The organism is Novilysobacter antarcticus (assembly GCF_019802285.1).
GTDB lineage: Bacteria > Pseudomonadota > Gammaproteobacteria > Xanthomonadales > Xanthomonadaceae > Novilysobacter > Novilysobacter antarcticus.
The window spans coordinates 317,888-342,802 of the sequence record NZ_JAIEUJ010000001.1; the positions used below are offsets into that span (position 1 = coordinate 317,888).

The window sequence follows — 24,915 nt, forward strand, 5'->3', positions numbered from 1 at the left end:
ACGGTGTCGGACGGTGGTAAGCCATTGTCCCGCTCGGGTCGCGGCGGGGCAAGGCGAACCGGGGCGGCGCTGCGGGGAGAGTTCAGCGGCCGCGGAAGCGTCCAAACAGCCCGCTCGGCTTACGCGGCTCGGGCTCGGGTTCGGGAGGCCGCTCAACCTCGGCGAAGCCCGTCGCCAGGTTGGCGTTGACAAAATCGGTGACGTCCTCGATCGCGACGCCGCTGGCCTCGGCGATCTCCTCCAACGTCGCCGCGCCCTTCATCATCACCGTGGCGATACGGAAGTGGCGGGGGAATTCGCGCTCGGTCTGCGGCCACTTCAGCATCAGGAAGCGTGCCTGGGGGTCAAAGCCTGGCAGGAGCTTTCCCCCCCCGGACATGAGGCCACCGAACCACAGCAGGCGCGACATCGGTTGCGCTGCGCCGAGTCCGGCCACCTTCTTCGCCCAGTCGGCAACATCGGCGAAATCCGCGGCCACCGCGTCCGAGGTGACGTGCGCGCTCAGCGGCTTCAAGGTCGGTGGCCCGAAGTACTCGCGCCGGTCGACATCCAGAAAGAGGGTGAGCCCGTCGCGCTCGAAGCCGGTCCGCCCGGTGATGCGGCCCGAGGCCAGCCATTCCGTCAGGGTTCTCGGCTCGGATTTCGCCGCCGTCGTGGTTTCTGGCCGTAGATGCGCGGCCAGGTTGGTCGCCGCGGGCATGATCGCGCTGGATGCAGCGCTGGCAGGTTCGTCCGGGTCCAGACCCTCCTCGATCGTTACCGGGACCGCGTTCAGGCCGGCCGGCGGGGCGACTTCTTCGTCGACGCGAGCGGGGCGTTCTTCCGGCAGCTGGTCTTGCGGCTCCGGCGCAGCGCTGAGGCCGCTGGGCACTGCGTCCGTGGGCTGCGTGATCGAGCTGGGCGGGGCGGCTTCGGGCGCCAGTTCCACCAGAAGTCGCTGCACCGACGCGCTATCAAAGGGTTGCGCGAGACGGATGTCGGCCTGCGTGCGGGGAGCCGAAGTCAGCCCGATGACCGTCTTGCCAGCTGCGTGCAGGCGCAGCCAGCTCATTGGCCCATACATGCTGTCCATATCGACGATCACATGGTCAGCGGTGTCGTCGGCCAGCAACTTCCAGGCTCCAGCCAACTGGGCGTTTGCGATGGAAAAAGCGACCTTGAGGGACGCTTCAGTGGCCGGGTCCATGCCGGTCAGGCCGAGTGTGAGGGCCATTGTCGAGTCCATGTCTTAACAATCGCCCAGTGTCGCGGAGCGTGCTACGGGCGTCAATGAAGGGGCGTGCGCACTGTGGACCACACAGCAACGACCACGCGTTCAAGCAAGTGCGGAGCGGTGCGTGACCAGGCCGTCGCGGGCGTGCTTTTTCGGCAGCTGGCTCTTCAGGAACGCCATCTGGTCAGCAAGGATGTTTCGGTTGGACAGGATCAGGTGCTCGACCCAACTGGGCCGGTAGGGGACTGCCAGCAATGGCATGTTGGCCTGTTGTGGCGTGCGGCTGCCCTTGCGCGAGTTGCAGTGGAAGCAGGCAGCCACAACGTTCTCCCACACATCGCGACCGCCGCGGGAGACCGGTTTCACATGGTCGCGGGTCAGTTGCGGGCGGTTGAATTGCCCGCCGCAATAGAGGCAAAGGTGGGCATCGCGGGCAAACAGTGCGGCGTTGGTCAGGGTCGGGGTCGGGTTGGCCGCGCGTGCACTGGCATGTCCGCGCGCAGCCACGATTGGATGCAGGCGCAGGATGCTCGCCTCGCCGCTGCGCCGATTGAGGCCGCCGTGCACCGTCAGGCAGGGGTCTCCTAGGGTCCAGGCCACTGCATCGCGCGCATATAGGCAGGCCGCGTGCTGCCAGTTCATCCAGTCAAGCACTCTCCCGTGCGCGTCCAGGGAGAGGAGGCGCACGGAGTTGAGCTGTTCCAGCGCGTGGCGCGGTGCAATCGCCAAGCCATCCGGGTCCCACCGGCGCTCGGACGTGGCGGGAGTTCCGGGCCCGGCCACGCGTGGCATCACTGTGTCGGTCTCCATGAGAAATCGAGCATATACCCGATCCGACACGATTTGTCTGCAGCAATTTCCCGGGTCCGGCCCCGGAATTCCGGCCTCAGGCGTCGAACTGGTCAGCCTCGAGAGTCATCAACGACGCGCTGCCGCTGCGGATTGCCGCTGCATGGGTGAGCGTCCGCGGCAGGATTCGGGCGAAGTAGAACTTCGCCGTTTCACGCTTGCCTGTCTTGAATGCTTCCGACTCGCTGCCCGCTTCACTGCTGGCGACGCTGCGCGCCCACCAGTAGGCGAGTGCGACGTAACCCGAATACATGAGGTAGTCGTAGGCGGCCGCTCCGATTTCCTCCGGATCGCGGCTGGCTTTGTCCACCACATCCATGGTGAGCTGCTGCCATTGGCTGGCGAGTTTCTGCAGCGGCGCAATGAATTCGGCGACGTTGGCGTTGTCGGCATGCTCGCTGCAAAGCTGTTGGACCATGCCCAGCATCACCTTGAAACCGGCCCCCTGCAGCTGCAGGATCTTGCGGCCGAGCAGGTCGACCGCCTGGATGCCGGTCGTGCCCTCGTACAGCGTCGTGATACGGGCATCGCGGGCCAGCTGCTCCACGCCGTTCTCGGCAATGTAGCCGTGGCCGCCATAGCACTGCACCGCGTGGTAGGTGCACTCGATGCCCCACTCAGTGAGGCAGGCCTTGACGATCGGCGTGATGAAGCCGACCAGGTCATCGGCCCGCTTGCGCTGCGCATCGTCGGGCGAGTTGTGGGCCACGTCGATCTGCAGTCCGGCGTGGTAACTCATCGCGCGGCCACCCTCAATCAGGGCCTTGCAGGTGAGCAGCATGCGGCGCACGTCGGGGTGGACGATGATCGGGTCGGCCGGCTTGTCGGGGAACTTGGGGCCGGAGAGCGAACGCATCTGCAGTCGCTCGCGCGCATAGGCCAGAGCGTTCTGGTATGCGCGGTCCGAGAGTCCAAGACCCTGCAGGCCCACAGCGAGACGCGCAGCGTTCATCATGGTGAACATGCCGCTCATGCCCTTGTTGGGCTGTCCGACCAGGTAACCCTGCGCACCGTCAAAGTTGATCACGCAGGTCGCCGAGCCATGGATCCCCATCTTGTGTTCGATGCTGCCGCAGCGGACATGGTTGGGATCGCCCATGCTGCCGTCGCGCCCCACGCGCCGCTTGGGTACGACAAACAGCGAGATTCCCTTGCTGCCGGCCGGGGAATCGGGCAGTCGCGCCAGGACCAGGTGGATGATGTTCTCGGTCAGGTCGTGCTCGCCGGCGGTGATGAAGATCTTGGTCCCGGTGATTGCGTAGCTGCCGTCCTCGTTGGGTTCCGCGCGGGTCTTCAACAGCCCCAGGTCGGTGCCGCAATGCGGCTCGGTCAGGCACATGGTGCCGGTCCATCGACCCTCGACCAATGGCTTGAGAAACACCTCGCGCTGCCAGTCCTCGCCGTGATGCAGCAGGGCTTCGGTTGCGCCGTGGGAAAGTAGGGGGAAGTTGCCCCAGGCCAGGTTGGCGGCGTCGATCATTTCCTTCTGCGCGAAGCCCACCGCCTGTGGCAGGCCCTGGCCGCCGAACTCGCTGGATGCGACCAGGCCGGTCCAGCCGCCTTCGACGTACTGCGTATACGCTTCCTTGAATCCGGCCGGGGTCGTCACGTTGCCGGTTGCCTGGTCAAAAGTGCAGCCTTCGCGGTCGCCGACTTCGTTCAAAGGCGCCAGCACTTCCTCGGAAAAACGGGCGCTCTCATCCAGTACCGCGTCGACCAGTTCGCGGCTGGCGTCTTCAAACCCGAGGCGCTGGAATTCCGCTTCTGCGCCCAACAGGTCGAACAGGACGAAACGCATATCTCGCAGGGGTGCTTTGTACTGGCTCATGCCGGCCTCGCTCTACTCAAGGAAGGTGGGGCGGCGTGGCGCTGGTGCCGGGAGTACCGGCGGCGCAGCGGGACGCCGCGATATCAGAGATTCAATTCAACGCAGGACGCCGGGCAGGCCCGGGGCAGGACTGAGGGCACTGGAGCGCTTGATCTTGAACTCGCGCTGGCGTTGTTCATCGGGTGTCGCGGTCACTGTGCCGTCCAGCGAGTACTGCACGCTCTGCCGGCCCGCCAGTCCATCGGCGACCGCCAGCTTGCCGGCGACCGAGGGCGACACCGCAACGCTGACGACGTCCGCAGACTCCGGTCCAATGGTCAGTGCAGGCTGCGCGCTCAACGTACCCGCATCCTGATCGGCGATCTTCATCGCGAACTGGAGGCTGTCAAAACGCATCGGGATGCTGCTGAAGTTCTCGATCCGCAGGTCAGCCGTCCAGCTGCCGTCGGCGAGCACGGTGAGCTGCTGGATTCTGGCCGAGGGCTCTGAAACCCGGCGTACGGGCCCACTGGCGCACGCGACCAGAGTAGCGACGCAAACCAGCCAAACCGCCCACCGCATCCCGCGTGTTGCCCGCATGTCGAACGCTCCGTCTTGATTGCTCCGAGCATACTACGGCGCATGGTGCGGTTGCCGCAAAGGCCCGACCCAGGAAACGAAAAGCCCCGCATCGGCTGTGGCCGTTGCAGGGCTTGGGTCTTGCGGTGCCACCAAAATGGTGGCCGGGGAGGGAATCGAACCCCCGACACGGGGATTTTCAATCCCCTGCTCTACCAACTGAGCTACCCGGCCAAGTCACGGGCAGGCCGTGAAGGAGCGGAACTATAACGGGGCAGCCGCGCGCCTGCAAGCCGCGAGACGACTGTGGAGGCCGATCGCTTCGCGACCGATGAAGGCCAATGGCGGGATCATTGGCACTCCACATGCCCGCAGGGAAGCGGGCCAGACTCAGTCCTGCGCGGGTGGGACGTAGCCGGCCACCCGGGTCACGTTGCCCTCAAACAGGAACGCGAGCATCTGCTCCTGCAGGAATTTACGGTGCGCCGGGTCCATGGGGGACAGCCTGTTTTCGTTGATGAGCATGGTCTGGTGGGCCAGCCATTTCGCCCATGCGGGTTTGCCGATGTGATCGAATACGCGCTGGCCGGCTTCGCCGGGCCAAGGTGCGAAGTCGAGACCTTCGGCGTCGCGCTTCTCGAATTCACAGTAGACGGTACGGGTCATCGGATTCCTCTTCGGGGTGGTCAGCCGCTCTCCAGCAGGCGACGGATGGGCGCGGGTATTCCCAGCGTGGACAGACTTGCCGGTGCGATCCAGCGCAGTTGGTCATTGTCCTGCACCGCGGTGCGCAGGGCGACTCCGCGCCAGCGCCGCGGAAGCAGGTCGAGTTTGTAGTGGCTGAAAGCATGCGCGATGGGTGGCAACGACTCCCCATCCCCGCTGGCGCCGTCGACGTGATCGCGGATGAACGCCTCCATTCCGATCTCGTCTTCCGCTTGAGGCAGGGTCCACAACGAGGCCCAGATGCCAACCGGAGGCCGCTTTTGCAGCAGAACCCGGCCGTCGTCGTCTTCCAGCCACATGATCCGGGCTTCACGGCGCGGAACGGCCTTCGCGGGTTTGCGTGTGGGGAGCTCGGCGGTACGGTCATGCACGTAGGCGACGCAATCTCCGGCCATTGGGCACTTGGCGCAGAGGGGGCGGGCGCGGGTGCAGATTGTGGCGCCCAGATCCATTTGTGCCTGGGTGTAGTCGGCGAGGCGATCGTTGGGCAGGTGCTGTTCCGCAACGGCCCACAATTGGCGTTCGATCGTGGGCGACCTGGGCCAGCCCTCGATGCCGTGGAAACGTGCAAGGACCCGTTTCACGTTGCCATCGAGAATGGCGTGGCGGTCGCCCCAGGCTTGGGCGAGGATGGCCGCGGCGGTGCTGCGGCCGATGCCCGGCAGTGCGAGCAGGGCGTCCAGGTCGCGGGGCAGCTCGCCGGAGTGCGCAGACATGCATTGCTGCGCGGCCCGGTGCAGGTTGCGTGCGCGGCTGTAGTAACCAAGTCCCGACCACAGCGCGAGTACATCGTCCAACGGCGCGGCGGCGAGTGCCGGCAGGCTGGGCAGAGCGGCGACAAAGCGCTCGAAGTAGGGAGCGGCGGTCTTTACCTGGGTCTGCTGCAGCATCACCTCCGACAGCCAGACCCGGTACGGCGAGCGCGGATGCTGCCATGGCAGGTCATGGCGGCCGTGGCTGTCGAACCAGTCCAGCAGGCGGCCAGCGAAGGTGTCTGCAATGGCGCTGGCTCTCATCGGCTCGGTCCGGAGCCGTGATGAGGTTCTGGTTCTCCCAGCCCTTCGTCGCGCTCGCTGTCGCCGTCATCCATTTCCAGCTGCACGCCGGTGAGGGTCGCGCCGGCGACTTCCATCCGCGGCGTGGTCAGGGAGCCGGTGAGCGGCGGGAGCGGCGTGCCATCGGCAAGCTGCGTCACCCAGTCAATCAGCTCGGGCAGCTGGAATCGGCCGTCAAAGCGGGTTTCATCACGGCTCAGCTGCAGATGTACCGGGTCGGACAAGTCGCTTGGGCCCGCATAGTCCACCGTGAAGGGGAATGGGGAGTTTGATGCGCCCAGGGGTGCCGGCAGTTCCGGCCATTGCACCGGCCACTCTGTCACCTCGCCAGATAGGTGCAGCACAAGGGCGTCGCCGAATACGATGGAGCCGGTTGCGTCCACTTGCTCGGGAATGTTGTCCCGACCGCGAATGGCTGCCGCAAGCGGCGCCACGATCAGGCCGCCGTCGCGATAGCGCAGCCGGCCGGCCATCCCCAGAGCTAATGCCACCGTAGGCGCGGCGGCGGATGGTGCACTGAACCAACGAGCGTGGGCGCCCAGTCGCGTTGCGTCCAAGCCGATTCCTTCCGCGTCGTCGCGCAGGGCTCCCGAGAGGTTCAGCGCAAGCGGAATGCGCGACTCACCGCTGTGCACAGTGGTGATTCCCGCAATGGCGGCACCGGCGCCAATCACCGGCCGGGTCAGTGCCAGCTGCACATCGAACGCGGCGGTCGTGGTGGACACGAGCAAGCGTCCGGCCAAGCGTGCAATCAAGGGCTGCGTGGCGGACACGTGATCGGTGGAAACACCCAAACGGTCAACGGACCAGCCTTCTCCCGCCACCCGGCCACGGGTGATTCCCAAACCCTCTGTCAGCGTGGGAATTCTCAGCGGCCCGCCCTCGGGACGCGTTGCCAGCCAGTCCTGCAACGCCCTCAGATCGAGCTGCGGTCCATCGAGCTCGACGCGGCGGATCGTGAGGTCCTCGCCGCCTGCCCACAGGGTTGCCCAAGGCAGCGCCAGATACGCACGCTCGGCCGTCAACAAGGCACTGGCGCTGCCGGGCTGGCGAACATCAAGTCCGCGAACGGTAAGCATCGGGGTTCCGCGCAGGCGGTACTCACTCGCGCCGGTGGCGGTTATCTGCAGTCCCAGCGAGGTTCCGACCCGATCCAGTATCAAGGCGCTCAGGCGGGCGGGACGGGAAATCCACCCAATCGAGACGACCAGGCCCAGGAGCACGACAACGGCGATGATCGCGGCGACTCGACCGCCGCGACGCCAACGGGAGCGGGGCGCGGGGGTGGTTTCCGCGGGCATGGCTTACGCGTCAGCCGCCGAGTGTGTCCGGCAGCAGCGCGTCCACGAATGCCTCGGCATCGAAGACCCTCAGGTCCTCGAGCTTCTCGCCGATGCCGGCATAACGGATCGGAATGCCGAACTCGCGGGCCAGGGCGAACACGACGCCTCCCTTGGCGGTGCCATCGAGCTTGGTCACCACGAGCCCGGTCACCTGCACCGCGGCGTGGAACTGGCGCAGTTGCGAGAGCGCGTTCTGGCCGGTCGTGCCGTCGATCACCATCAACACCTCGTGCGGTGCGGCGGGGTCGAGCTTCTGCATGACGCGCTTGATCTTTCCCAGCTCGGCCATGAGGCCCTGCTGGGTGTGCAGCCTGCCGGCGGTGTCGGCGATCAGTACCTGGGTGCCGCGCGCCTTGGCCGCCTGCAGCGCATCGAACGCCACCGACGCGGCATCCGCATTCTGGCCCTGGGCGATTACGGGTACGCCGTTGCGCTCGCCCCAGGTCTGCAACTGGGCAACGGCCGCCGCCCGGAAGGTGTCGCCTGCGGCAAGCATCAGGGAATGCCCGTCGCCCTTGAAGCGGCGTGCCAGCTTGCCGATGGTCGTGGTCTTGCCGACTCCGTTGACACCCACGGTCAGGACAACAAAGGGCTTGGCGCCAGAGTCGATTTCCAGCGGTACGGCAACGGGTGCGAGCAGGTCGATCAGGTCCTGGCGCAAGGCCTTGAGCAGGGCCGCAGAGTCGGCGAACTCTCGTGCTTTCATCCGCTTGCGCAGGTCCTCCACCAGATCGGTGGTTGCCGTTACTCCGACGTCGGCGATGATCAATGCCGTTTCGATCTCGTCCAGCAGGTCATCGTCGAGGCGGGGATTGCCCTGGAACAACCCGCCGAAGGTGCGTGCGAAAGCCGTGCCGCGCAGCCGCTCGCGCCAGCCGCCCTTCGTCGGAGCGGCCGGCGTCCCGGCACGTGCCAGATCAGCGGGCTCATGGCTTGGCGTATCCGTGACGGGCGCAAGGGCGGTCTCAATTGGGCGGGGTACGGGAGGCGCGGGCGTGCGCTGCGGTTGCGGCGGGACCGGCTGCTGCAGGGGAGATGCGATCGGCGCGCGGGCTACGACAGGCGCCGGGGCCGCTGGGGCAGACTCGACTGGTTGGGGGGCCGGAACGACAGGTGCCGAGGCGGGCGCCGAAGAACGAGACTCTGGAATCTTCGCGGACGTGGGCTGCTCGCCCTCGCGGGCGTCGGAAAGCTTGGCCGGCGCCCGCTGCGTCGGCGTAGACGGGTGTTCGCGCGCCTCCACCTCGGATGGGGATGGCGGAACATCGCTTTGCGTGCTGTCGGCATCGCTTTTTTCCCGCTGCGCTCCGGGGAACGCGGCGGCGAGCTCCTCGGTGCTGTAGCGGCGCTTGGAGGGTGCGGAACCGGGCTTTTTCCGGCGAAAGAAACTGGCCATCGACAGGAGGTTTCACGAATGCGCGAGAATGGCGCCCATGCTAGCACCGGCCTGATTTTCCGACCCCATGAAGATGCCCGCCCGAAAGTCTCCCCGCTCCGTCGCCAATGGCCCTGGCCAGGTCCGTGTGATTGGGGGGCGCTGGCGCGGCAGAAAGCTTCCGGTCGTTGACTCGGCGGGTCTGCGCCCGACTCCGGACCGGATCCGCGAGACGCTGTTCAACTGGCTGGCCCCGGTGATCAATGGCGCCAGCGTGCTGGATCTGTTCGCCGGCAGCGGTGCGCTGGGCCTGGAGGCGCTATCGCGGGGCGCCGCGTCGGCAGTACTCGTCGAGCGCGACCCCATTTTGGCGGCGAGCCTGTTGGCCACCACGCAGCGGCTGCAGGGCGGCCAGGCGGCCAAGGTGGTGCAGGCCGATGCCATGCATTGGCTGCCGACCCAGCCGCGCTCCAGCTTCGACATCGCTTTCGTCGACCCTCCCTTTGGCCAAGGATTGTTGGCGCCTGCGCTGGCCGGGCTCCTGCCGTTGATGAGGGCGGGTTCATGGCTGCACGTGGAAGGCCCCATCGACGAGCCGGTGATACTGCCCGGAGACTGGAGCCTGCACCGGGAAGGCAGGACCCGGGAGGTCCGGCATGCCCTTTATCGGCATCGACCGGTACTGACGGCAGGCGACGGCACCCCCGCCGGCGTTGATACACTCCCCAATGGTCCGGCCCAGCCGGACGTCCTTGATCTGGAGCGTTTTGCCCAATGAGTCCGGCCCGACATCGCACCGCCGTCTATCCCGGCACCTTCGATCCGATCACCAACGGCCATATCGACCTGGTTGATCGCGCAGCGCCGCTGTTTGACCGGCTCGTCGTGGGTGTGGCGGAAAGCCCGTCCAAAAGTCCCGCCCTGCCGCTGGCGACGCGGGTGGAACTGGCCCGCGAAGCGCTGGGCCATCATCCCAACGTCGAGATCTGCGGATTTGATTCACTGCTCGCGCATTTCGTTTCCGGCATCGGCGCGGGCGTCGTACTGCGGGGACTGCGCGCGGTGTCGGACTTCGAGTACGAGTTCCAGATGGCGAGCATGAACCGTCACCTGATCCCCGACGTGGAGACGCTTTTCCTGACTCCCGCCGAGCAGTACAGCTTCATCTCTTCATCGCTGGTCCGCGAGATAGCCCGCCTGGGGGGCGATGTCTCTGGTTTTGTTCCGCCCGCGGTTGCCGAGGCGCTTCAGCGCGAATGGCAACGCAGCACCGCCTGATCGCCGGCGCCTCGCCGACGTCATATTCCAACCAACAAGAATGGGGATCGCCATGAACACCACCACCCGCCTGATGCTTGTCGCCCTTTTGTCGCTGCCGTTGATGGCCGCGTGCGACAAGGCTCCGACCGAGACCACCGAAGATGCCGCGGTCGCACTTGCGCCCCTTTCGGCTCCGACCACCAACGATGACAACGAGTGGGGCACCTACTTGTCCGCAGTGGTCACCCGCAACATGGGTGACGTGACCTCCAGTCCGTACCTGTACTACCTCCCCAGCAGCGACAGCGAAGGATTCGAAGGCGCCCATGAGCGTCTTCGTGAGGAAATCCAGAACGCGATGCAGCGCGGCATCGTGGAAGGCAACCTGGTGGCATTCGGCTCGCCCGAGTCGGCGATGATGGCGGACATCATCGTTGGCGCGTTCGAGAAGGTAGGCCCGGGTTCGATGAAGGGCGTGCGTTTGCTCTTCATCGGCGCGCCCGCCGACAGCGAGCGTGTCGAGCAGGCGGTGTCGCCTGCCGGTGTCGATTACGTGTTTGTCGAAGCCAAGTAGTCCGCTTGGTTTCATTGCCAGTATCCGCGCGTGGTGGGGCTTGTCCCACCCGCGCATAGCGGTTGCCCATGTCCCTCAAGATCAATGACCTTTGCGTCAACTGCGATGTCTGTGAGCCGGCTTGCCCGAACCAGGCGATCTCGCAGGGTGAAGAGATCTACGTGATCGACCCGGCACGCTGCACGCAGTGCGTTGGCCATTTCGATGAACCGCAGTGCGTGGTGGTCTGTCCGGTCGAATGCATTGATCCGGATCCCGACTTTCCCGAAACGACCGGCCAGCTGCTGGCCAAGCTCGCCCGGTTGCAGCAAAAACAGGAGTGATGTGATGCGAATTGCGACGCGAACCGCAGTGGTGACGGGCTTTCTGGCGCCGTTGTTGGCGTTTGCCATCGGCGGATGCGCGACAACCGCTGAGCCGGCGACCAGCGCGGCTTCGGCATCGCGCACCGCTCCATCGAACGCGGCGACCCCTCCGGGCGCGGCCATCGCAAGCGCGCATTCCCTGGCCACTGAAGCCGGCGCGGCAATCATCAATCAGGGCGGCAACGCGTTTGATGCCGCAATTGCAGTATCTGCCGCACTGTCGGTGGTCGAGCCGATCAGCTCGGGAATCGGCGGCGGCGGATTCTTTCTCCTGCATGACGCGAAAACCGGCCGCGACATCTTTGTCGATGCGCGGGAAACGGCGCCCGAGTCGGCCACCCCTGCGGAATATCTGGACGAGAAGGGCGAGCTGAACCGCGACCGTGCCACCAACGGACCCTGGTCTGCCGGCATTCCCGGACTTCCCGCTGCGCTGGTCCATCTGGCCGATGAATACGGCCGGCTGCCGCTTGCCACCTCGCTTGCTCCGGCGATCCGGATTGCCCGGGAAGGCTTCCCGATCTACCCGCGACTGGAGAAGGGCTACGCAAGCCGAAGCAAGGTGATGGAGCGCTACCGTGGCACGCGCGAGGTTTTCCTGGCGAACGGGCACGCGCCCAAAACCGGTGACATTCTCAAGCAGGAAGACCTGGCGCAGACGCTGGAGTTGCTGGCCAAAAACGGTCGCACCGGCTTCTATCAGGGGCAGGTCGCGGAGCAACTGCTGGCGGCGGTAGCCGAGGAGGGCGGGCGCTGGACCGCCGCCGAACTGGCCGGCTATCAGATCCGCGAGCGCGAGCCGATCAAGTTCGATTACCGTGGCTGGAAAGTGGTCACCGCGCCACCGCCGTCATCGGGCGGTGTCGCGCTGGCGGAAATGCTGCAGATGCTGCAGCCATGGAACCTGTCCAAGCTCGGTTCCGCGGAGCGCACCCATCTGATCGTGGAAGCCATGCGTCGCGCCTACCGCGACCGCACCCTCTACATGGGCGATCCCGATTTCGTCGAGATGCCCATCGCTATGCTGACCGACCCGGCCTACGCCGCCGGCCTGCGCGCGACGATCCATCCCGACAAGGCGACCCCCAGCGACCTGCTGTCGGGTCAGCCCACGCCGATGGAGGATGACGAGACCACCCATTTCTCGATCATCGATACCGACGGCAACATCGTCTCGGCCACCCAGACCGTCAACCTGCTGTATGGCTCGGGCATGATCGCGCCGGGCACCGGCGTGCTGCTCAACAACGAGATGGACGACTTCGCGCTCAAGCCCGGCACGCCCAACGCCTTCGGCGTGATGGGCTTTGATGCCAACGCGGTGGAAGCGGGCAAGCGCATGCTCAGCTCAATGACTCCGACGTACATTGATTCGTCCGACAAGCTGGCCGTGCTGGGTGCGCCCGGCGGCAGCCGGATCATCACCGAGGTGTTGATCGGCATCCTGGGTTACGACAGCGGCATGACCGCGCAGGCGGTGGCCGCGGAGCCGCGGATCCACCACCAGTGGATGCCCGATGTCATCTCGGCCGAACCCGGCGCGCTGGATGCCGCCACGGTCAAGGCGCTGAAGAAGATGGGGCACACGGTGAATGCGGGAGAAGGCACCTGGGGCAACCTGCAGACTGTCGCCTGGGACAAGCGGACCGATGAGCTTTCTGGTGGCACCGACCCGCGCAACCCGGTCGGCGAGGTCGAGGTGGTACTGGATCGGCCGTGAGTCACGCGGCTTTCGCCCATCGTGTCGATCGCCGATGATGGTCGGTGAGGCAGCCTTGGCTGCGCAACATTGGAGCCGACGATGAAACTCTGGTCGCTGATGGGCAACAGCCAGAAGCTCGATGGCGGAGCGATGTTCGGCAACGCGCCGCGCGCGATGTGGAGCCAGTGGGTCGAGGCGGACGAGCACAACCGAATCGACCTTGCGTGCCGCGCGCTGCTCGCCAGCCCGCTTGGCGGCAAGACGGTCCTGTTCGAGGCCGGAATCGGTGCGTTCTTCGAGCCCAGGCTGCGCGAGCGCTACGGGGTGGTCGAAGATCGCCATGTACTGCTCGAGTCACTGGATGTCGCCGGCTTCGCGCCGGAGGACATCGACGTGGTGGTGCTGTCGCACCTGCATTTCGACCATGCCGGCGGGTTGCTCGCCGCGTGGGAGGACGGCCTGCCGCCACGTCTGGTTTTCCCCAACGCCCGCTATGTGGTCGGGCGCGCGCACTGGCAGCGGGCCATCGCGCCGCACGCGCGCGACCGCGCCAGCTTCATCCCAGAGCTGCCGGGCCTGCTGGAGGCGACCGGGCGGCTTGAGCTTGTCGATGGCGAGTTCTCCACCACGCTGGGCAAGGGCGTGCGCTTCCACTACAGCGATGGCCACACGCCCGGGCTGATGCTGGCGGAGATCATCGGTCCGGAACGGGTCGATGGTCAGGACCGGGGTGGGCTGGTGTTCTGCGCCGACCTGATCCCCGGCCGGCCGTGGGTGCATGTGCCCATCACCATGGGATACGACCGCAACGCGGAGCTGCTGATCGACGAGAAAAAGCGTTTCCTGGCGGACATGCTGGAACGCAACGTCCATCTGTTCTTCACCCACGACCCCGGCTGTGCGCTCGCCCAGGTGACCCGAAATGAGCGTGGCCGTTACGGCACCGAGCATGAGGTCGCGGAACTGCAGGCGAGGTCGCTGGCTGCATGAGCCTCCGCCGGCTGCTGGCTACCGTGCTGCTTGCAGGCGCGATGGCATGTGCGTGGGCCGACGAGGCCCCGCGCAGCGACACCCGGCCGGTTGCGCCGCTGAGGGAGCCGGTATCCGCAGCGCCCATTGAGGATCCGGACTTTGGCGTACGTACCAGTCAGTTCGGGCTGGAACGCCGGGTCGAGATGTATCAATGGCAGCGCGACGGCAGCGGCGGCTATCAGCAAGTATGGAAGCCGGCGCTGGTGGATTCCTCCGCCTTCGAGGACGGCCACGCGAACCCGCGCAGCTTCCCGCTGGAGAACCGGATCTGGTGGGCGCGCGATGTCAGCATCGACGGCAAACCGGTGGAGTTGTCGGTGATCAAGGCCGTCGGCCAGTGGAAGGAGTTCCGACCCGGTTTCACCCGCCTGCCGGCCAATCTGGCGGCGACTTTCCAACCAGAGGGCGACGGGCTGGGCAGTGCCCTCAATCCCCTTGACCCGAATAACGGCGACATCCGCATCCGATGGCGGGCTCTGCATCTGCCGCCGCTGGCCGGAAAGGTGCAGCTGCGAGGCGGCAAGTGGCAGCTGGTTGCTTCCGCACAGCCAGAAGACCCGGTCAGTGCGACGCCGCCGACATCCCCCACGGCGCCAGCCGAAGAGAAATTGCACAAGCGCGGGGAGGTTCGCCTGATAGGCAAGCTGATCCTCGGAGTGCTGCTCCTTCTGGGCGTATGGCTTGTGGGTCGATATCGCCGCCGACGCCGCGTCTGACGCCAACGGCGCCACTCGTGGAGCGGAAAACCATGGGCCGGCGCCAACGCGCCAGCCCATGATGCAGGTCGGGCTCAGCCTTCGCCCATGCCTTCGGCAGGGTCCGGTGCCATGCCGCTGCGAACCTTGTCCTCGATCTGCTGGCCGGTAGCCTGATCGACGTTCTTCCAGTATTCGAATGCCCGCTCCAGCACTGGACTGCGCACGCCTCCAAGCAGGCTGCCGGCAACCTGGTCGACAAACTGCGCGCGCTGGGCATCGTTCCAGACCTCGCGTACCAGCGTCCCTGGCTGGCCGAAGTCGTCGTCCTCGGCGTGCAGGGTGTAGGCGCTGCGAACCATGTCGCCATCCGACTCCCAGCCGTCCGCCATCCGACCGGTCTCGTCGGCCCAGCTGCGGTCGCCGCTGTTGGGCGCGTAGACCGGCGCATTTCCGCTGTGGTGATAGGCCATCTGGCCATCGAACATGTAGGTGTTGACCGGCACCTTGGGCTGGTTGACGGGCAGCTGGTGGAAGTTGGTGCCGATCCGGTTGCGCTGTGCGTCGGCATAGGCGAACGCACGGCCAAGCAGCATCTTGTCCGGTGAAAGTCCGATGCCGGGAACCGTGTTGCCGGGCGAGAACGCGGCCTGTTCGATCTGGGCGAAGAAGTTCTCCGGATTGCGGTTCAACGTCATGGTGCCCACTTCGATCAGCGGGTAGTCCTTGTGCGACCAGGTCTTGGTCAGGTCGAACGGATTGAAGCGGTAGTCTTTCGCTTCGGCATACGGCATGACCTGGACGGACATGACCCATTCCGGGTGATCGCCACGCTTGATCGCGTCGAACAGATCACGGCGGTGGTAGTCGGCGTCGCTGCCCGCCATCTCGGCGGCTTCGGCGTTGGTGAAGAACGCCATGCCCTGGCGGGTGTGGAAATGGTATTTGACCCAGAACTTCTCGCCGGCGGCGTTGATCCACATGTACGTGTGTGAGCCGTACCCGTTCATGTGGCGCCAGGTCCGCGGCAGTCCGCGCTCGCCCATCAGGTAGGTGACTTGGTGCGCCGATTCCGGGTTATTGGTCCAGAAATCCCACTGCATGTGGTTGTCGCGCAGGCCCGAGTCGGGGAGGCGCTTCTGGCTGCGGATGAAGTGCGGGAACTTCATCGGATCGCGGACAAAGAAGATCGGGGTGTTGTTGCCGACCAGGTCGTAGTTGCCCTCGTCGGTGTAGAACTTCAACGAGAACCCGCGCACGTCGCGCCACGTGTCCGGACTGCCCAGCTCACCGGCGACGGTGGAGAAACGCGCCAGCATCTCGGTCGAGGCACCCGGCTGGAACAGCGCGGCGCGTGTGTAGCGCGACACGTCGGCGGTGGTCTTGAAGACTCCGAACGCGCCGGCACCCTTCGCATGCGGCCGGCGCTCGGGGACGTTCTCGCGGTTGAAGTGCGCCATCTGCTCGAGGAAGTGCACGTCATGCAGCAGGATCGGACCATTGGCACCGACGGTCAGCGAATTGCGGTCACTGGGAGCGGGGCTGCCGGAGCCGGTGGTGGAGCCGGTCACGGTCTTGTCGTGTGGGTTACTCATGAGGAGACTCCTGGCGTCAATTGCTGGGGGCGGAAGCTGTGGCGGAAGTCGCTCGTCCTTCCGCTCGTTCCAGTCTGCCTCCGCGGCCGATGGCTTGCCAGTTGGTTCGCTGGATCGCATCGATAACATCGGTCTCTGGCAAGCGCGTAAATGGAAATGCGCTTCTTCCATCCGGGGGCGTGCTGCGTCTGCGGAGCAGCCGGGGCGGCCGGGGGTGAATGCCCTTGCTGCGAATGTCCTCCGGCACCGATGAAGCTGGGGCCTCCTCCTTTATTTCGCCGCAAGGGGATTCACCCCGCCGTTCCAGCATCGCTGGTGGTCGTAAAAGCGGATACGCGCCAACCCAGGGGTGAGCTGGATGCCTTCGGGGCGAAATAAAGGAGGAGGCCGCCGCCGCAGGCGGAGGCCGGGGGACATTCGCCCTGAAGGCATGCAGTTCACGCCCCCCCTACCGCCGATCCGGTCACCGCCGGAGTCTGGAAAAGAACCTGCAAAAAGCCGGGTTCCCCCGGCTCTTTGTGTGCTTGATCAGCGCGATCACCCACGCAGCCGTTTTTCGCGACGCTACTTGCTACTTACTGGCCCGCGGACCTTCGCGCAGCGCGCGGCCCACCATGTCGACGAGGAGCTTGATCTCCGCGCTGGTGCTGGTGAAGGTCGGGGTGAAGCGCAGGGAATTGGCGCCGCCATGGATCACGCCGATGCCGTGCTCGCGCAGCCATTCCTCGGTCGAGTTGGCGCCGAAGCATTTGAATTCGCTGGACAGCTCGCACGAGAACAGCAGGCCGGTGCCCTGGACCTTGGTGATCATGCCGCCCAGTTCCGACTTGAGCGTTTCCAGCCTCTCCAGGGCCTCGGCGCCGCGGGCACGGATGTTCTCGCGCAGCTCCGGGGTGACCATCTCCAACACGGCGCACGCGGTATCCAGCGCGCGCGGATTGGTGGTCATGGTGTTGCCGTAAAGGCCCTTGCGGTAGGTGCTCGCCGCGCGCTCGGTCACCGCCAGCACCGACAGCGGATACTGTCCGGCGTTGAGCGCCTTGGAGTAGGTTTCCATGTCCGGTGCTTCCACACCCTCAAAGCCCGGGTAGTCGATGATCGACAACACGCCATTGGCACGCAGGCCGGCCTGGATCGAGTCGACCAGCAGCATCGAGCCGTGCTCGCGGGTCAATTCGCGGGCCGCGTTGTAGAACTCGACCGGAACGCTGCGGCCCGGGTCACCTTCTCCCATCACCGGTTCCAGGAACATCGCCTCGATGAACCAGCCATTGGCATCGGCGTCGGCAAATGCCTGCTTCAGGGCATTGATGTCGTAGGGCTCCACGACGATGACGCTGTCCTCGCCGCGGTAGCTGGCCAGATGCTGCTCGTAGGCCTTGCGGGTGGAGTTGGAATAAAGGGCCGGTCGATCGGTGCGTCCATGGAACCCGCCCTTGACCACCAGACGCTTGATGGTGTGTCCGGCCCGCTTGCCGCCGTCGTCGGTCATGGTCTTGGCATTCGCATCGGCGATGCGCGCGGCCAGGGTGACCGATTCGGAGCCCGAGTTCAGGCACATGAAGTGGGTGAACGGGCACTCGCCATCGACGCCGATCGCCTCGCGCAACAGCGTGCTCAGGCGCAGCTGGGAGATACTCGGAGTCATGATGTTGGCCATCGCCTGCGGCTTGGCCATGGCGGCGATCACCTGCGGTGGCGCGTGGCCGAAGCCAAGCATGCCGTACCCGCCCGAATCATGGATCACCGCGCCCTTCAGGGTCACGATCCACGGTCCGCGGGCGGCGAGGGCAACATATGGATTGACCGCGTCGTCCTGATAGAAGTTGATGAAGCCGGCCTGCAGCTTCTGGATCTGGCTGGCTTCGTCCAGATCCAACAGTTCGGGGAACTGCTTCTTCACCTCGGCATATTCGGCCAGCGCAGCATCCACCGCTTCGCCCAGTTCGGCGTTGTCGGCGAACTGCTCCAGCACGGCATCGTCGAGGCCGACCGTGCGGCGCGAGCCGCCGTGGGCGCGCAAGGGCGCAAGCTTGTTGGCGATGGCGTTTGAGTGGGTGGTGCTGGGCATCGGTGTTGCTCCTCCACAGGGTTGATCGCAGTGGCACGGCACCGCAAACAAAAATGCGCGGGCGCGCCGCGCAATAGATTTGCGTTGTATTTCAATCAGTTAGCCGATTCTAACACGCCGCGAAGATCGGCATAACCCCCGGGGCGGACGCGCTGTGTCGCTACACTATGCGATTTGCCGCAGGCGTGTTTCCCGACCTGCCGTATCGCCTGCACCCGTGAAAAGGCCGTCTTGAAAAAATCCGACTTTAACTACCCGCTGCCGCCGGAGCTGATTGCCCAGGCGCCGCTCGCCCGGCGATCCGCGAGCCGGCTGCTGCTGGTTCCGCCGTCCCCGGCAGCATTTGCCGACCACGTTTTCAGCGATCTGCCCGGCTTGCTGCAACCTGGCGATTTACTGGTGTTCAACGATACGCGGGTGATCCCGGCGCGCCTGTTCGGGCTGAAAAGCACGGGTGGACGCGTGGAGATCCTGATCGAGCGCCTGCTGGAGGACCATTGCGCGCGCGCCCAGCTGGGCGTCAGCAAATCGCCCAAGCAGGGCGCCCGGATCCAGCTCGATGCAGGTGGTGAGGCCGAGGTGCTGGGAAGGGATGGCGAGTTCTACCTCCTGCGGTTTCATCTGGACGCGCCATTGGACGAGTATCTGGAGCGTGCGGGGCGTCTGCCATTGCCTCCATATATCCAGCGTGAGCCGGACGCAGGCGACCTGGAGCGCTACCAGACCGTGTTCGCGCGTGAAACCGGAGCAGTCGCGGCGCCGACCGCGGGACTGCACTTCGACGTTGCATTGTTGGAGGCGCTGGCTGCGAGAGGCGTCAAGTTCGGCCACGTCACCCTGCACGTGGGCGCTGGCACGTTCCAGCCGGTCCGGGTGGAGGACCTTGCCGATCACGTCATGCATGCCGAGCGACTGCACGTCGATGCCGCGCTGGTCAGGCAGGTTGAGCGGGTGCGCAGTGGAGGCGGCCGGGTGATCGCAGTAGGCACGACGGTTGTCCGGGCACTGGAAACGGCGATGCAGCCGACGCCGGAAAATCCCGCCGGCGAGCTCCGCCCGTTCGTGGGCGAGAGCCGGTTGTTCATCACCCCCGGCTACCGGATCCGCGCGGTCGACGCGATGATCACCAATTTCCACCTGCCCGAAAGCACGCTGCTGATGATGGTCTCGGCATTTGCCGGCCGCGAGCGGGTGTTCGCCGCCTATGCGCACGCGGTCGCGGCGCACTACCGGTTCTTTTCCTACGGCGACGCGATGTTGCTGTTTCCCGATCCTGGAGCGACACGGCAATGAGCCGGATGGCATTTGAACTGCTGGGTACCGACGGTGAGGCGCGTCGCGGCCGTCTCAGTTTTCCGCGCGGGGTTGTCGAGACGCCGGCCTTCATGCCCGTGGGTACCTACGGGACGGTCAAGGGCATCTATCCGCAGGCGGTGCGCGAGCTCGGCGCACAGATGGTGCTGGGCAATACATTCCACCTCTACCTGCGGCCGGGGCTGGAGGTCATCGAAGCGCACGGAGGGCTGCACGGTTTCATGCGCTGGGACGGGCCGATCCTGACCGACTCCGGCGGCTTTCAGGTGTTTTCGCTGGCCCACAAACGCAAGATCACCGAGGCCGGCGTGACCTTTGCAGCCCCGATCGACGGCCGCAAGGTGTTCCTCGGCCCCGAGGAAAGCATGCATATCCAGAAGGTGCTGGGATCGGACGTGGTGATGATCTTCGACGAATGCACGCCGTACCCGGCCACCGAAGAGGTCGCGCGCACCTCGATGGAGTTGAGCCTGCGTTGGGCCGAGCGCTCGCGCAAGGCGCATGAAGGCAATGACGCCGCGCTGTTTGGCATCGTCCAGGGCGGTGTCCATCACGATTTGCGCACCCGATCGGCAGAGGGGCTGACGCAGATCGGGTTCGACGGTTATGCCATCGGTGGCCTGGCGGTAGGCGAGCCGGAGCATGAGCGCAACGCCATGCTGGAGCACACCTGCCCGCAGCTGCCGCCCGAGCGTCCGCGCTACCTGATGGGCGTCGGACGCCCGGAAGACCTGGTGGAAGGTGTCGCCCGCGGCATCGACATGTTTGATTGCGTCATGCCGACCCGCAACGCGCGCAACGGGCATTTCTTTACTTCGACCGGCACGGTGCGCATCCGCAACGCGAAGTACGAGCATGACCTGGGACCGATCGAAGAGGGATGTGACTGCACCGCGTGCGCCGGCGGTTTCAGCCGCAGCTACCTGCGCCACCTGGACCGTTGCAACGAGATGCTGGGACCGATGCTGGGGACGGCCCACAACCTGCGTTACTACCAGCGACTGATGGCGCAGATGCGCGACGCGATCGCCGGGGGAACTTTCGCGGCGTTCCGTGAGTCCTTCTACGCGGCGCGCACGCCGTAACGCGGTGTGATCCGGTCCCCGCGTCACCCGCGTGGGCATTCGCCAGCCATGACATAATCTCCGGCTGTTTTTCGTCTCTACGGAATATCGACATGAACCTGCTTGATCTGGTGATCGCTCCCGCCCATGCCCAGGCCGCTGCTGCTCCGGCGGGTGGTCTGGGAATGTCCCTGTTGTTTCCGGTCCTGTTGATCGGCGTGATGTACTTCCTGATGATCCGCCCGCAGATGAAGCGCGCAAAGGAACACAAGGCGATGCTGGGCCAGCTGGCCATGGGTGATGAAGTGCTGACCAACGGCGGCGTTGCCGGCGTGGTCACGGCTCTGGGGGAGAACTTCGTGACCGTGGAAATCGCAGACAACGTCCGCATCCGCGTGCAGCGGGGCTCGATCGCCAACGTACTGCCCAAGGGCACCTTGAAATCCGCCTGAGCGGCTGTAGCCACTTTTTTCTAGAAGCAGGGGCGGCCGGATGGCCGCCGCAGGGGTAATCGATGCTCACTTACGCGCGCTGGAAATACGTCGTCCTGGTGCTGGCCATCCTGTTCAGCACCATCTTCGCGTTGCCGAACCTGTACCAGAAGGACCCCTCGGTGCAGGTCACTGCCAATCGCGGTGCGCCCATCGACCAGGCACTGGTCGAGCGCGTGTCCCAGACGCTGCGGACAGCCGGGATCCCGACCAAGAACGTCGCGATTGACGGTGACAACCTGCTGGTGCGCCTGACCGGAACCGATGACCAGTCCAAAGCCGCCGACGCGCTGGCTCCGGTGCTGGGCAATGATTACGTCACCGCGCTCAACCTGGCCTCGACGGTGCCACCGTGGCTGGACCGGATCGGCGCCCACGGCATGCTGCTCGGCCTTGACCTTCAGGGCGGCGTCCACTTCCTGATGCAGGTCGACCAGAAGGCCGCGTTGGACAAGCATCTGGATGCGATCGTCGAGGATGTGCGGGTGGTCCTGCGCGACGGGCGCGTGCGCTATGAGTCGGTCACCCGGCGCCCGGACAACTCCATCAACGTGCGGTTGGTGGATGCAGCCGATGCGGATGCAGCGCGCAAGAAGATCATCGCCAGCCAGCCTGCCCTGCGTCTGGATGGCAGCGGACAAATCCTGACCCTGCAGATTCCCGATACGGAATTGCAGCGGATGATGACCGACGCGCTGAACCAGAACCTCGGTACGCTGCGCAACCGCATCAACGCCTTGGGCGTGGCCGAGCCGCTGATCCAGCGGCAGGGCAACGACCGCATCGTGGTCGAGCTGCCAGGCGTTCAGGACACGGCGCAGGCCAAGCGCGTGATCGGCGCAACCGCGACCCTGGAGTATCGCGCCGTGGTGGAGGGCGATGCGTATGACGCGGTCGCCACCGGCAACGTGCCGCCGCAGGCAAAGGTCTATTACCGGCGGGAGCTGGGAATCGATGGCAAGCCGGTGCCGATCCTGCTCAACAAGCGAGTGATCGCCTCGGGTGACCAGCTGGTCGGCGCGACCTCGGGTCTGGACCCGCAGTCGGGGACGCCTTCGGTATCGGTGCGCTTGGACAGTTCCGGTGGCCAGCGCATGTTCGACTTCACCAGTGGCAACGTTGGTAAGCCGATGGCGGTGGTCTACATCGAGCGCATCCCGCAGGTGCGCATGGTCGACGGCAAGGAGGTCCGCAGCACCAAGGTCAGCGAGGAGGTGATCTCAGTGGCCAACATCAACGGCGTGTTCGGCAAGGAGTTCCAGACCACCGGGCTGGACAGCGCCAAGGAAGCGGCCGACCTGGCGCTGCTGCTGCGCTCGGGTTCACTTGCAGCGCCAATGGATTTCGTGGAAGAACGCATCGTCGGCCCCAGCCTGGGCCGGGAGAACATCGAGCGTGGCGTGAAAGCAGTCGTGTTCTCCTTCAGCTTCGTGTTGCTGTTCTTCCTCCTCTACTACCGGATGTTCGGCGTGATCACCTGCGCCGCGTTGCTGCTCAACATCCTGATGCTGGTGGCGGTGATGTCGCTGTTCGGCTTCACCATGACCTTGCCGGGAATGGCCGGTATCGCTCTCACCGTGGGTCTGTCGGTGGATGCGAACGTCCTGATCAACGAGCGAATACGCGAGGAACTGCGTCTCGGCGTGCCGCCCAAGTCGGCCATCGCACTGGGCTACGAGAAGGCCACCAGCACAATCGTGGATGCAAACCTGACCACGTTGCTGGCCGGCGTGGCGATGTTCGCCTTTGGCACAGGACCGGTGAAGGGGTTCGCCGTCGCACTGATCGTGGGCATCATCACCTCGATGTACACCGCGGTTTCGGCCTCGCGCGGAATGGCAACGCTGCTCTACGGCAATCGCCGCAAGCTCAAGTCCATTGCGATCTGACCGCAGGAATCGATCATGAAACCTTTCACCCTTATCCCCAATGTGACGAACATCGACTTCCTGCGCCTGCGCGGGGCGTCGTTCGTCGTCTCCATCCTGCTGCTCGTGGTGTCGGTTGGCGCGATCGCGTTCAACGGGTTCAACTTTGCACTGGACTTCACCGGCGGCACGGTCACCGAGCTTCGCTTCGAGCAGCCCGTGGACGTCAACGAAGCCCGCAAACGCTTGGCTGACGCGGGTTACGGCAGTGCCGAGGTACTCACCTTCGGTTCCGGCAACGATCTGCTGGTGCGCCTGCAGTCCGGCGACGAGGGCGAAGGCGGCGATCTGGAAACCAATGACCGGACCGCCCGGCAGATCACCGACGCGGTATCGACCGCGGACAACCCCGGCACGGTGATGCGCAGCGACTTCGTTGGCCCGCAGGTCGGCAAGGAACTCGCCCTCAACGGCATCTGGGCATTGATCTTCGTGGTCGTCGGTTTTCTGGTCTACATCTCGACCCGGTTCGAGCGCAAGTTCGCGATTGCCGCCGTGCTGACCTCGTTGCAGGACTCGGTGATCGTGGTCGGCTGGTTCGCCCTGAGTGGCCACGAGTTCGACCTGACCGTGCTGGCGGGCATCCTGTCGGTGGTGGGTTTCTCGATCAACGACACGATCGTGGTGTTCGACCGTATCCGCGAGAACTTCCGCACTATGCGCACCACCCCGGAGGCGATCATCAACGCCTCGATCAACCAGACGCTCTCGCGCACGATCATCACCTCGGTGGCGTCGTTCCTGACCGTTTTCGCGCTGTACATGTACGGTGGCGGATCGCTGCAGGGCATGGCCGAGGCAATGATGATCGGTGTGGTGATCGGCACGATGTCCTCGATCTTCGTAGCATCGCCGCTGTTGACCGTCGGTTTCCTCAAGGTCACCAAGCAGGACCTGATGCCGAAGGCACGCGACGAAGAGGCCCTGGCCCGCCGGCCCTGAGTCTGCAGGCACCGCAAACGGAAAAGGCCGCGCTGGAATGCGCGGCCTTTTTTATGGCTTCGGTGACGGCGGCGGGGATGGCCCGCATCCGCCCGCATGCCGCATCAGTCGAACGTGGCGGCGTACCCGGTATTGAGGATGCGTTGCTGCAACAGGCCGGCGACCTTGAGGTTGCCCGCGATCAGGGGGCGGGGATTGATTCCGCGGCTGTCCATCGGGCCCGTGCTGCGGTCACGGAAGTCGCTGACCTTGCCGCCGGCCTCGCGCACCATCAGTGCACCGGCGGCGATGTCCCAGGGCTTGATCCCGGCCTCGAAGTAGGCATCGGCACGTCCGCAGGCCACGTAGGCCAGATCGAGCGCGGCCGAGCCCGAGATCCGGATGTCCTGGATTTCGGTGAACAGGGTGTCCAGCGACTTCAGTTGGGCGCTGGCGCGCTTGCGCTCCCGCGGTGGGAAGCCGGTCAAGACCATCGCGCCGTCAAGGTTCTTGCGGTCCGCGACGCGGATGCGCTTGTCGTTCAAGGTGGCGCCGCTGCCACGGCTGGCGGTGAACAGCTCGTTGCGCAACGGATCGAAGATCACCCCGTGGACCGGTTCGCCGTTCTCGACCAGGGCGATGGACACGCAGAAGTGGGGGATGCCGCGGAGATAGTTGCTGGTGCCGTCCAGCGGGTCGATGACCCAGGTCGAACGCGCCGTGCCGCTCTTGGGCGCCAGCAGGCCGCCTTCCTCGCCCAGGATGGCGTAGTCGGGCGTGGCGCGGCGGAATTCCTTGATGATTTCCTTCTCGGCCAGGTCATCGACTTCGCTGGCGAAGTCCATCCGGTCCTTCTCCACCACGTTCAGCGCGTCGAGCTTGTGCATGTGCCGTAGCAGTACGTTGCCGGCGGAACGGGCGGCCTTGACCATGAGGTTGATGGCGGGTTTCTGCAT

Annotated in this window: 23 protein-coding genes and 1 tRNA gene; 12 read left to right on the plus strand and 12 right to left on the minus strand. The window is 65.4% G+C overall.

Annotated elements, in window-relative coordinates:
• Nucleotides 1-82: 82 nt before the first annotated feature.
• The 9 genes from KZ491_RS01565 to ftsY form a co-directional block, all read right to left on the minus strand.
• A complete protein-coding gene (locus KZ491_RS01565; RefSeq protein ID WP_222564116.1) occupies nt 83-1,111 on the minus strand; it encodes a hypothetical protein in 1,029 nt (342 codons plus the stop codon).
• A gap of 204 nt (nt 1,112-1,315) precedes the next feature.
• Nucleotides 1,316-2,023, minus strand: a complete 708-nt coding sequence (locus KZ491_RS01570; protein WP_222564117.1) for an HNH endonuclease — start codon at nt 2,021-2,023, stop codon at nt 1,316-1,318.
• A 76-nt stretch (nt 2,024-2,099) separates the two neighbouring features.
• Nucleotides 2,100-3,890, minus strand: coding sequence for an acyl-CoA dehydrogenase C-terminal domain-containing protein (locus tag KZ491_RS01575; RefSeq protein ID WP_222564118.1), 1,791 nt, complete (start codon nt 3,888-3,890; stop codon nt 2,100-2,102).
• 96 nt (nt 3,891-3,986) lie between these two features.
• Nucleotides 3,987-4,451, minus strand: a complete 465-nt coding sequence (locus KZ491_RS01580) for an LEA type 2 family protein (protein ID WP_222564689.1) — start codon at nt 4,449-4,451, stop codon at nt 3,987-3,989.
• Nucleotides 4,452-4,606: 155 nt separating this feature from the next.
• Nucleotides 4,607-4,682, minus strand: a tRNA-Phe gene (locus tag KZ491_RS01585).
• Between the two features lie 156 nt (nt 4,683-4,838).
• Nucleotides 4,839-5,114, minus strand: coding sequence for an oxidative damage protection protein (locus KZ491_RS01590; protein ID WP_222564119.1), 276 nt, complete (start codon nt 5,112-5,114; stop codon nt 4,839-4,841).
• Between the two features lie 20 nt (nt 5,115-5,134).
• A complete protein-coding gene (mutY, locus tag KZ491_RS01595) occupies nt 5,135-6,190 on the minus strand; it encodes an A/G-specific adenine glycosylase (RefSeq protein ID WP_222564120.1) in 1,056 nt (351 codons plus the stop codon).
• Nucleotides 6,187-7,530 (minus strand): AsmA family protein, encoded by a 1,344-nt coding sequence (locus KZ491_RS01600; protein WP_222564121.1) that lies wholly within the window; start codon nt 7,528-7,530, stop codon nt 6,187-6,189. The genes mutY and KZ491_RS01600 overlap by 4 nt, the downstream gene beginning before the upstream one ends.
• Before the next feature lie 10 nt (nt 7,531-7,540).
• Entirely contained in the window at nt 7,541-8,968 is a 1,428-nt protein-coding gene (gene ftsY / locus KZ491_RS01605) for a signal recognition particle-docking protein FtsY (protein ID WP_222564122.1), read from the minus strand.
• Nucleotides 8,969-9,035: 67 nt separating this feature from the next.
• Between ftsY and rsmD the strand changes: the two genes are divergently transcribed.
• From rsmD to KZ491_RS01640, 7 genes are all read left to right on the plus strand, one after another.
• On the plus strand, nt 9,036-9,725 hold the full coding sequence (gene rsmD / locus KZ491_RS01610) for a 16S rRNA (guanine(966)-N(2))-methyltransferase RsmD (RefSeq protein WP_425493067.1): 690 nt from the start codon (nt 9,036-9,038) through the stop codon (nt 9,723-9,725).
• Nucleotides 9,722-10,225 carry a pantetheine-phosphate adenylyltransferase gene (gene coaD / locus KZ491_RS01615; protein ID WP_222564123.1) on the plus strand — a complete coding sequence of 168 codons (504 nt, stop codon included), beginning with the start codon at nt 9,722-9,724 and terminating at the stop codon, nt 10,223-10,225. Before rsmD ends, coaD begins: the two co-directional genes overlap by 4 nt.
• Nucleotides 10,226-10,277: 52 nt before the next feature.
• On the plus strand, nt 10,278-10,781 hold the full coding sequence (locus KZ491_RS01620; RefSeq protein ID WP_222564124.1) for a hypothetical protein: 504 nt from the start codon (nt 10,278-10,280) through the stop codon (nt 10,779-10,781).
• Between the two features lie 68 nt (nt 10,782-10,849).
• Complete coding sequence (locus KZ491_RS01625) at nt 10,850-11,104, plus strand: YfhL family 4Fe-4S dicluster ferredoxin (RefSeq protein WP_222564125.1); 255 nt, start codon at nt 10,850-10,852, stop codon at nt 11,102-11,104.
• A 4-nt stretch (nt 11,105-11,108) separates the two neighbouring features.
• Entirely contained in the window at nt 11,109-12,866 is a 1,758-nt protein-coding gene (gene ggt / locus KZ491_RS01630; RefSeq protein WP_222564126.1) for a gamma-glutamyltransferase, read from the plus strand.
• Between the two features lie 81 nt (nt 12,867-12,947).
• A complete protein-coding gene (locus KZ491_RS01635; RefSeq protein ID WP_222564127.1) occupies nt 12,948-13,838 on the plus strand; it encodes an MBL fold metallo-hydrolase in 891 nt (296 codons plus the stop codon).
• Nucleotides 13,835-14,596 (plus strand): TMEM43 family protein, encoded by a 762-nt coding sequence (locus tag KZ491_RS01640; RefSeq protein ID WP_222564128.1) that lies wholly within the window; start codon nt 13,835-13,837, stop codon nt 14,594-14,596. The genes KZ491_RS01635 and KZ491_RS01640 overlap by 4 nt, the downstream gene beginning before the upstream one ends.
• Nucleotides 14,597-14,670: 74 nt before the next feature.
• Here the strand turns inward: KZ491_RS01640 and KZ491_RS01645 are convergent, their stop codons facing one another.
• Nucleotides 14,671-16,170, minus strand: a complete 1,500-nt coding sequence (locus KZ491_RS01645) for a catalase (RefSeq protein WP_222564129.1) — start codon at nt 16,168-16,170, stop codon at nt 14,671-14,673.
• Nucleotides 16,171-16,741: 571 nt separating this feature from the next.
• The gene (locus KZ491_RS01650) at nt 16,742-18,241 is read right to left on the minus strand and encodes an aminotransferase class III-fold pyridoxal phosphate-dependent enzyme (protein ID WP_222564130.1); all 1,500 of its coding nucleotides are present in this window, start codon (nt 18,239-18,241) and stop codon (nt 16,742-16,744) included.
• 231 nt (nt 18,242-18,472) lie between these two features.
• Between KZ491_RS01650 and queA the strand changes: the two genes are divergently transcribed.
• From queA to secF, 5 genes are all read left to right on the plus strand, one after another.
• Nucleotides 18,473-19,534 (plus strand): tRNA preQ1(34) S-adenosylmethionine ribosyltransferase-isomerase QueA, encoded by a 1,062-nt coding sequence (queA, locus tag KZ491_RS01655; protein ID WP_222564131.1) that lies wholly within the window; start codon nt 18,473-18,475, stop codon nt 19,532-19,534.
• Nucleotides 19,531-20,640 (plus strand): tRNA guanosine(34) transglycosylase Tgt, encoded by a 1,110-nt coding sequence (tgt, locus tag KZ491_RS01660; RefSeq protein ID WP_222564132.1) that lies wholly within the window; start codon nt 19,531-19,533, stop codon nt 20,638-20,640. Before queA ends, tgt begins: the two co-directional genes overlap by 4 nt.
• Before the next feature lie 92 nt (nt 20,641-20,732).
• On the plus strand, nt 20,733-21,071 hold the full coding sequence (gene yajC, locus KZ491_RS01665) for a preprotein translocase subunit YajC (protein ID WP_043958510.1): 339 nt from the start codon (nt 20,733-20,735) through the stop codon (nt 21,069-21,071).
• Between the two features lie 62 nt (nt 21,072-21,133).
• The gene (gene secD / locus KZ491_RS01670) at nt 21,134-22,999 is read left to right on the plus strand and encodes a protein translocase subunit SecD (RefSeq protein WP_222564133.1); all 1,866 of its coding nucleotides are present in this window, start codon (nt 21,134-21,136) and stop codon (nt 22,997-22,999) included.
• Nucleotides 23,000-23,014: 15 nt separating this feature from the next.
• Nucleotides 23,015-23,980, plus strand: a complete 966-nt coding sequence (secF, locus tag KZ491_RS01675; protein WP_222564134.1) for a protein translocase subunit SecF — start codon at nt 23,015-23,017, stop codon at nt 23,978-23,980.
• 104 nt (nt 23,981-24,084) lie between these two features.
• On the opposite strand, the gene KZ491_RS01680 is transcribed toward secF, so the two are convergent.
• Complete coding sequence (locus KZ491_RS01680) at nt 24,085-24,915, minus strand: inositol monophosphatase family protein (RefSeq protein WP_222564135.1); 831 nt, start codon at nt 24,913-24,915, stop codon at nt 24,085-24,087.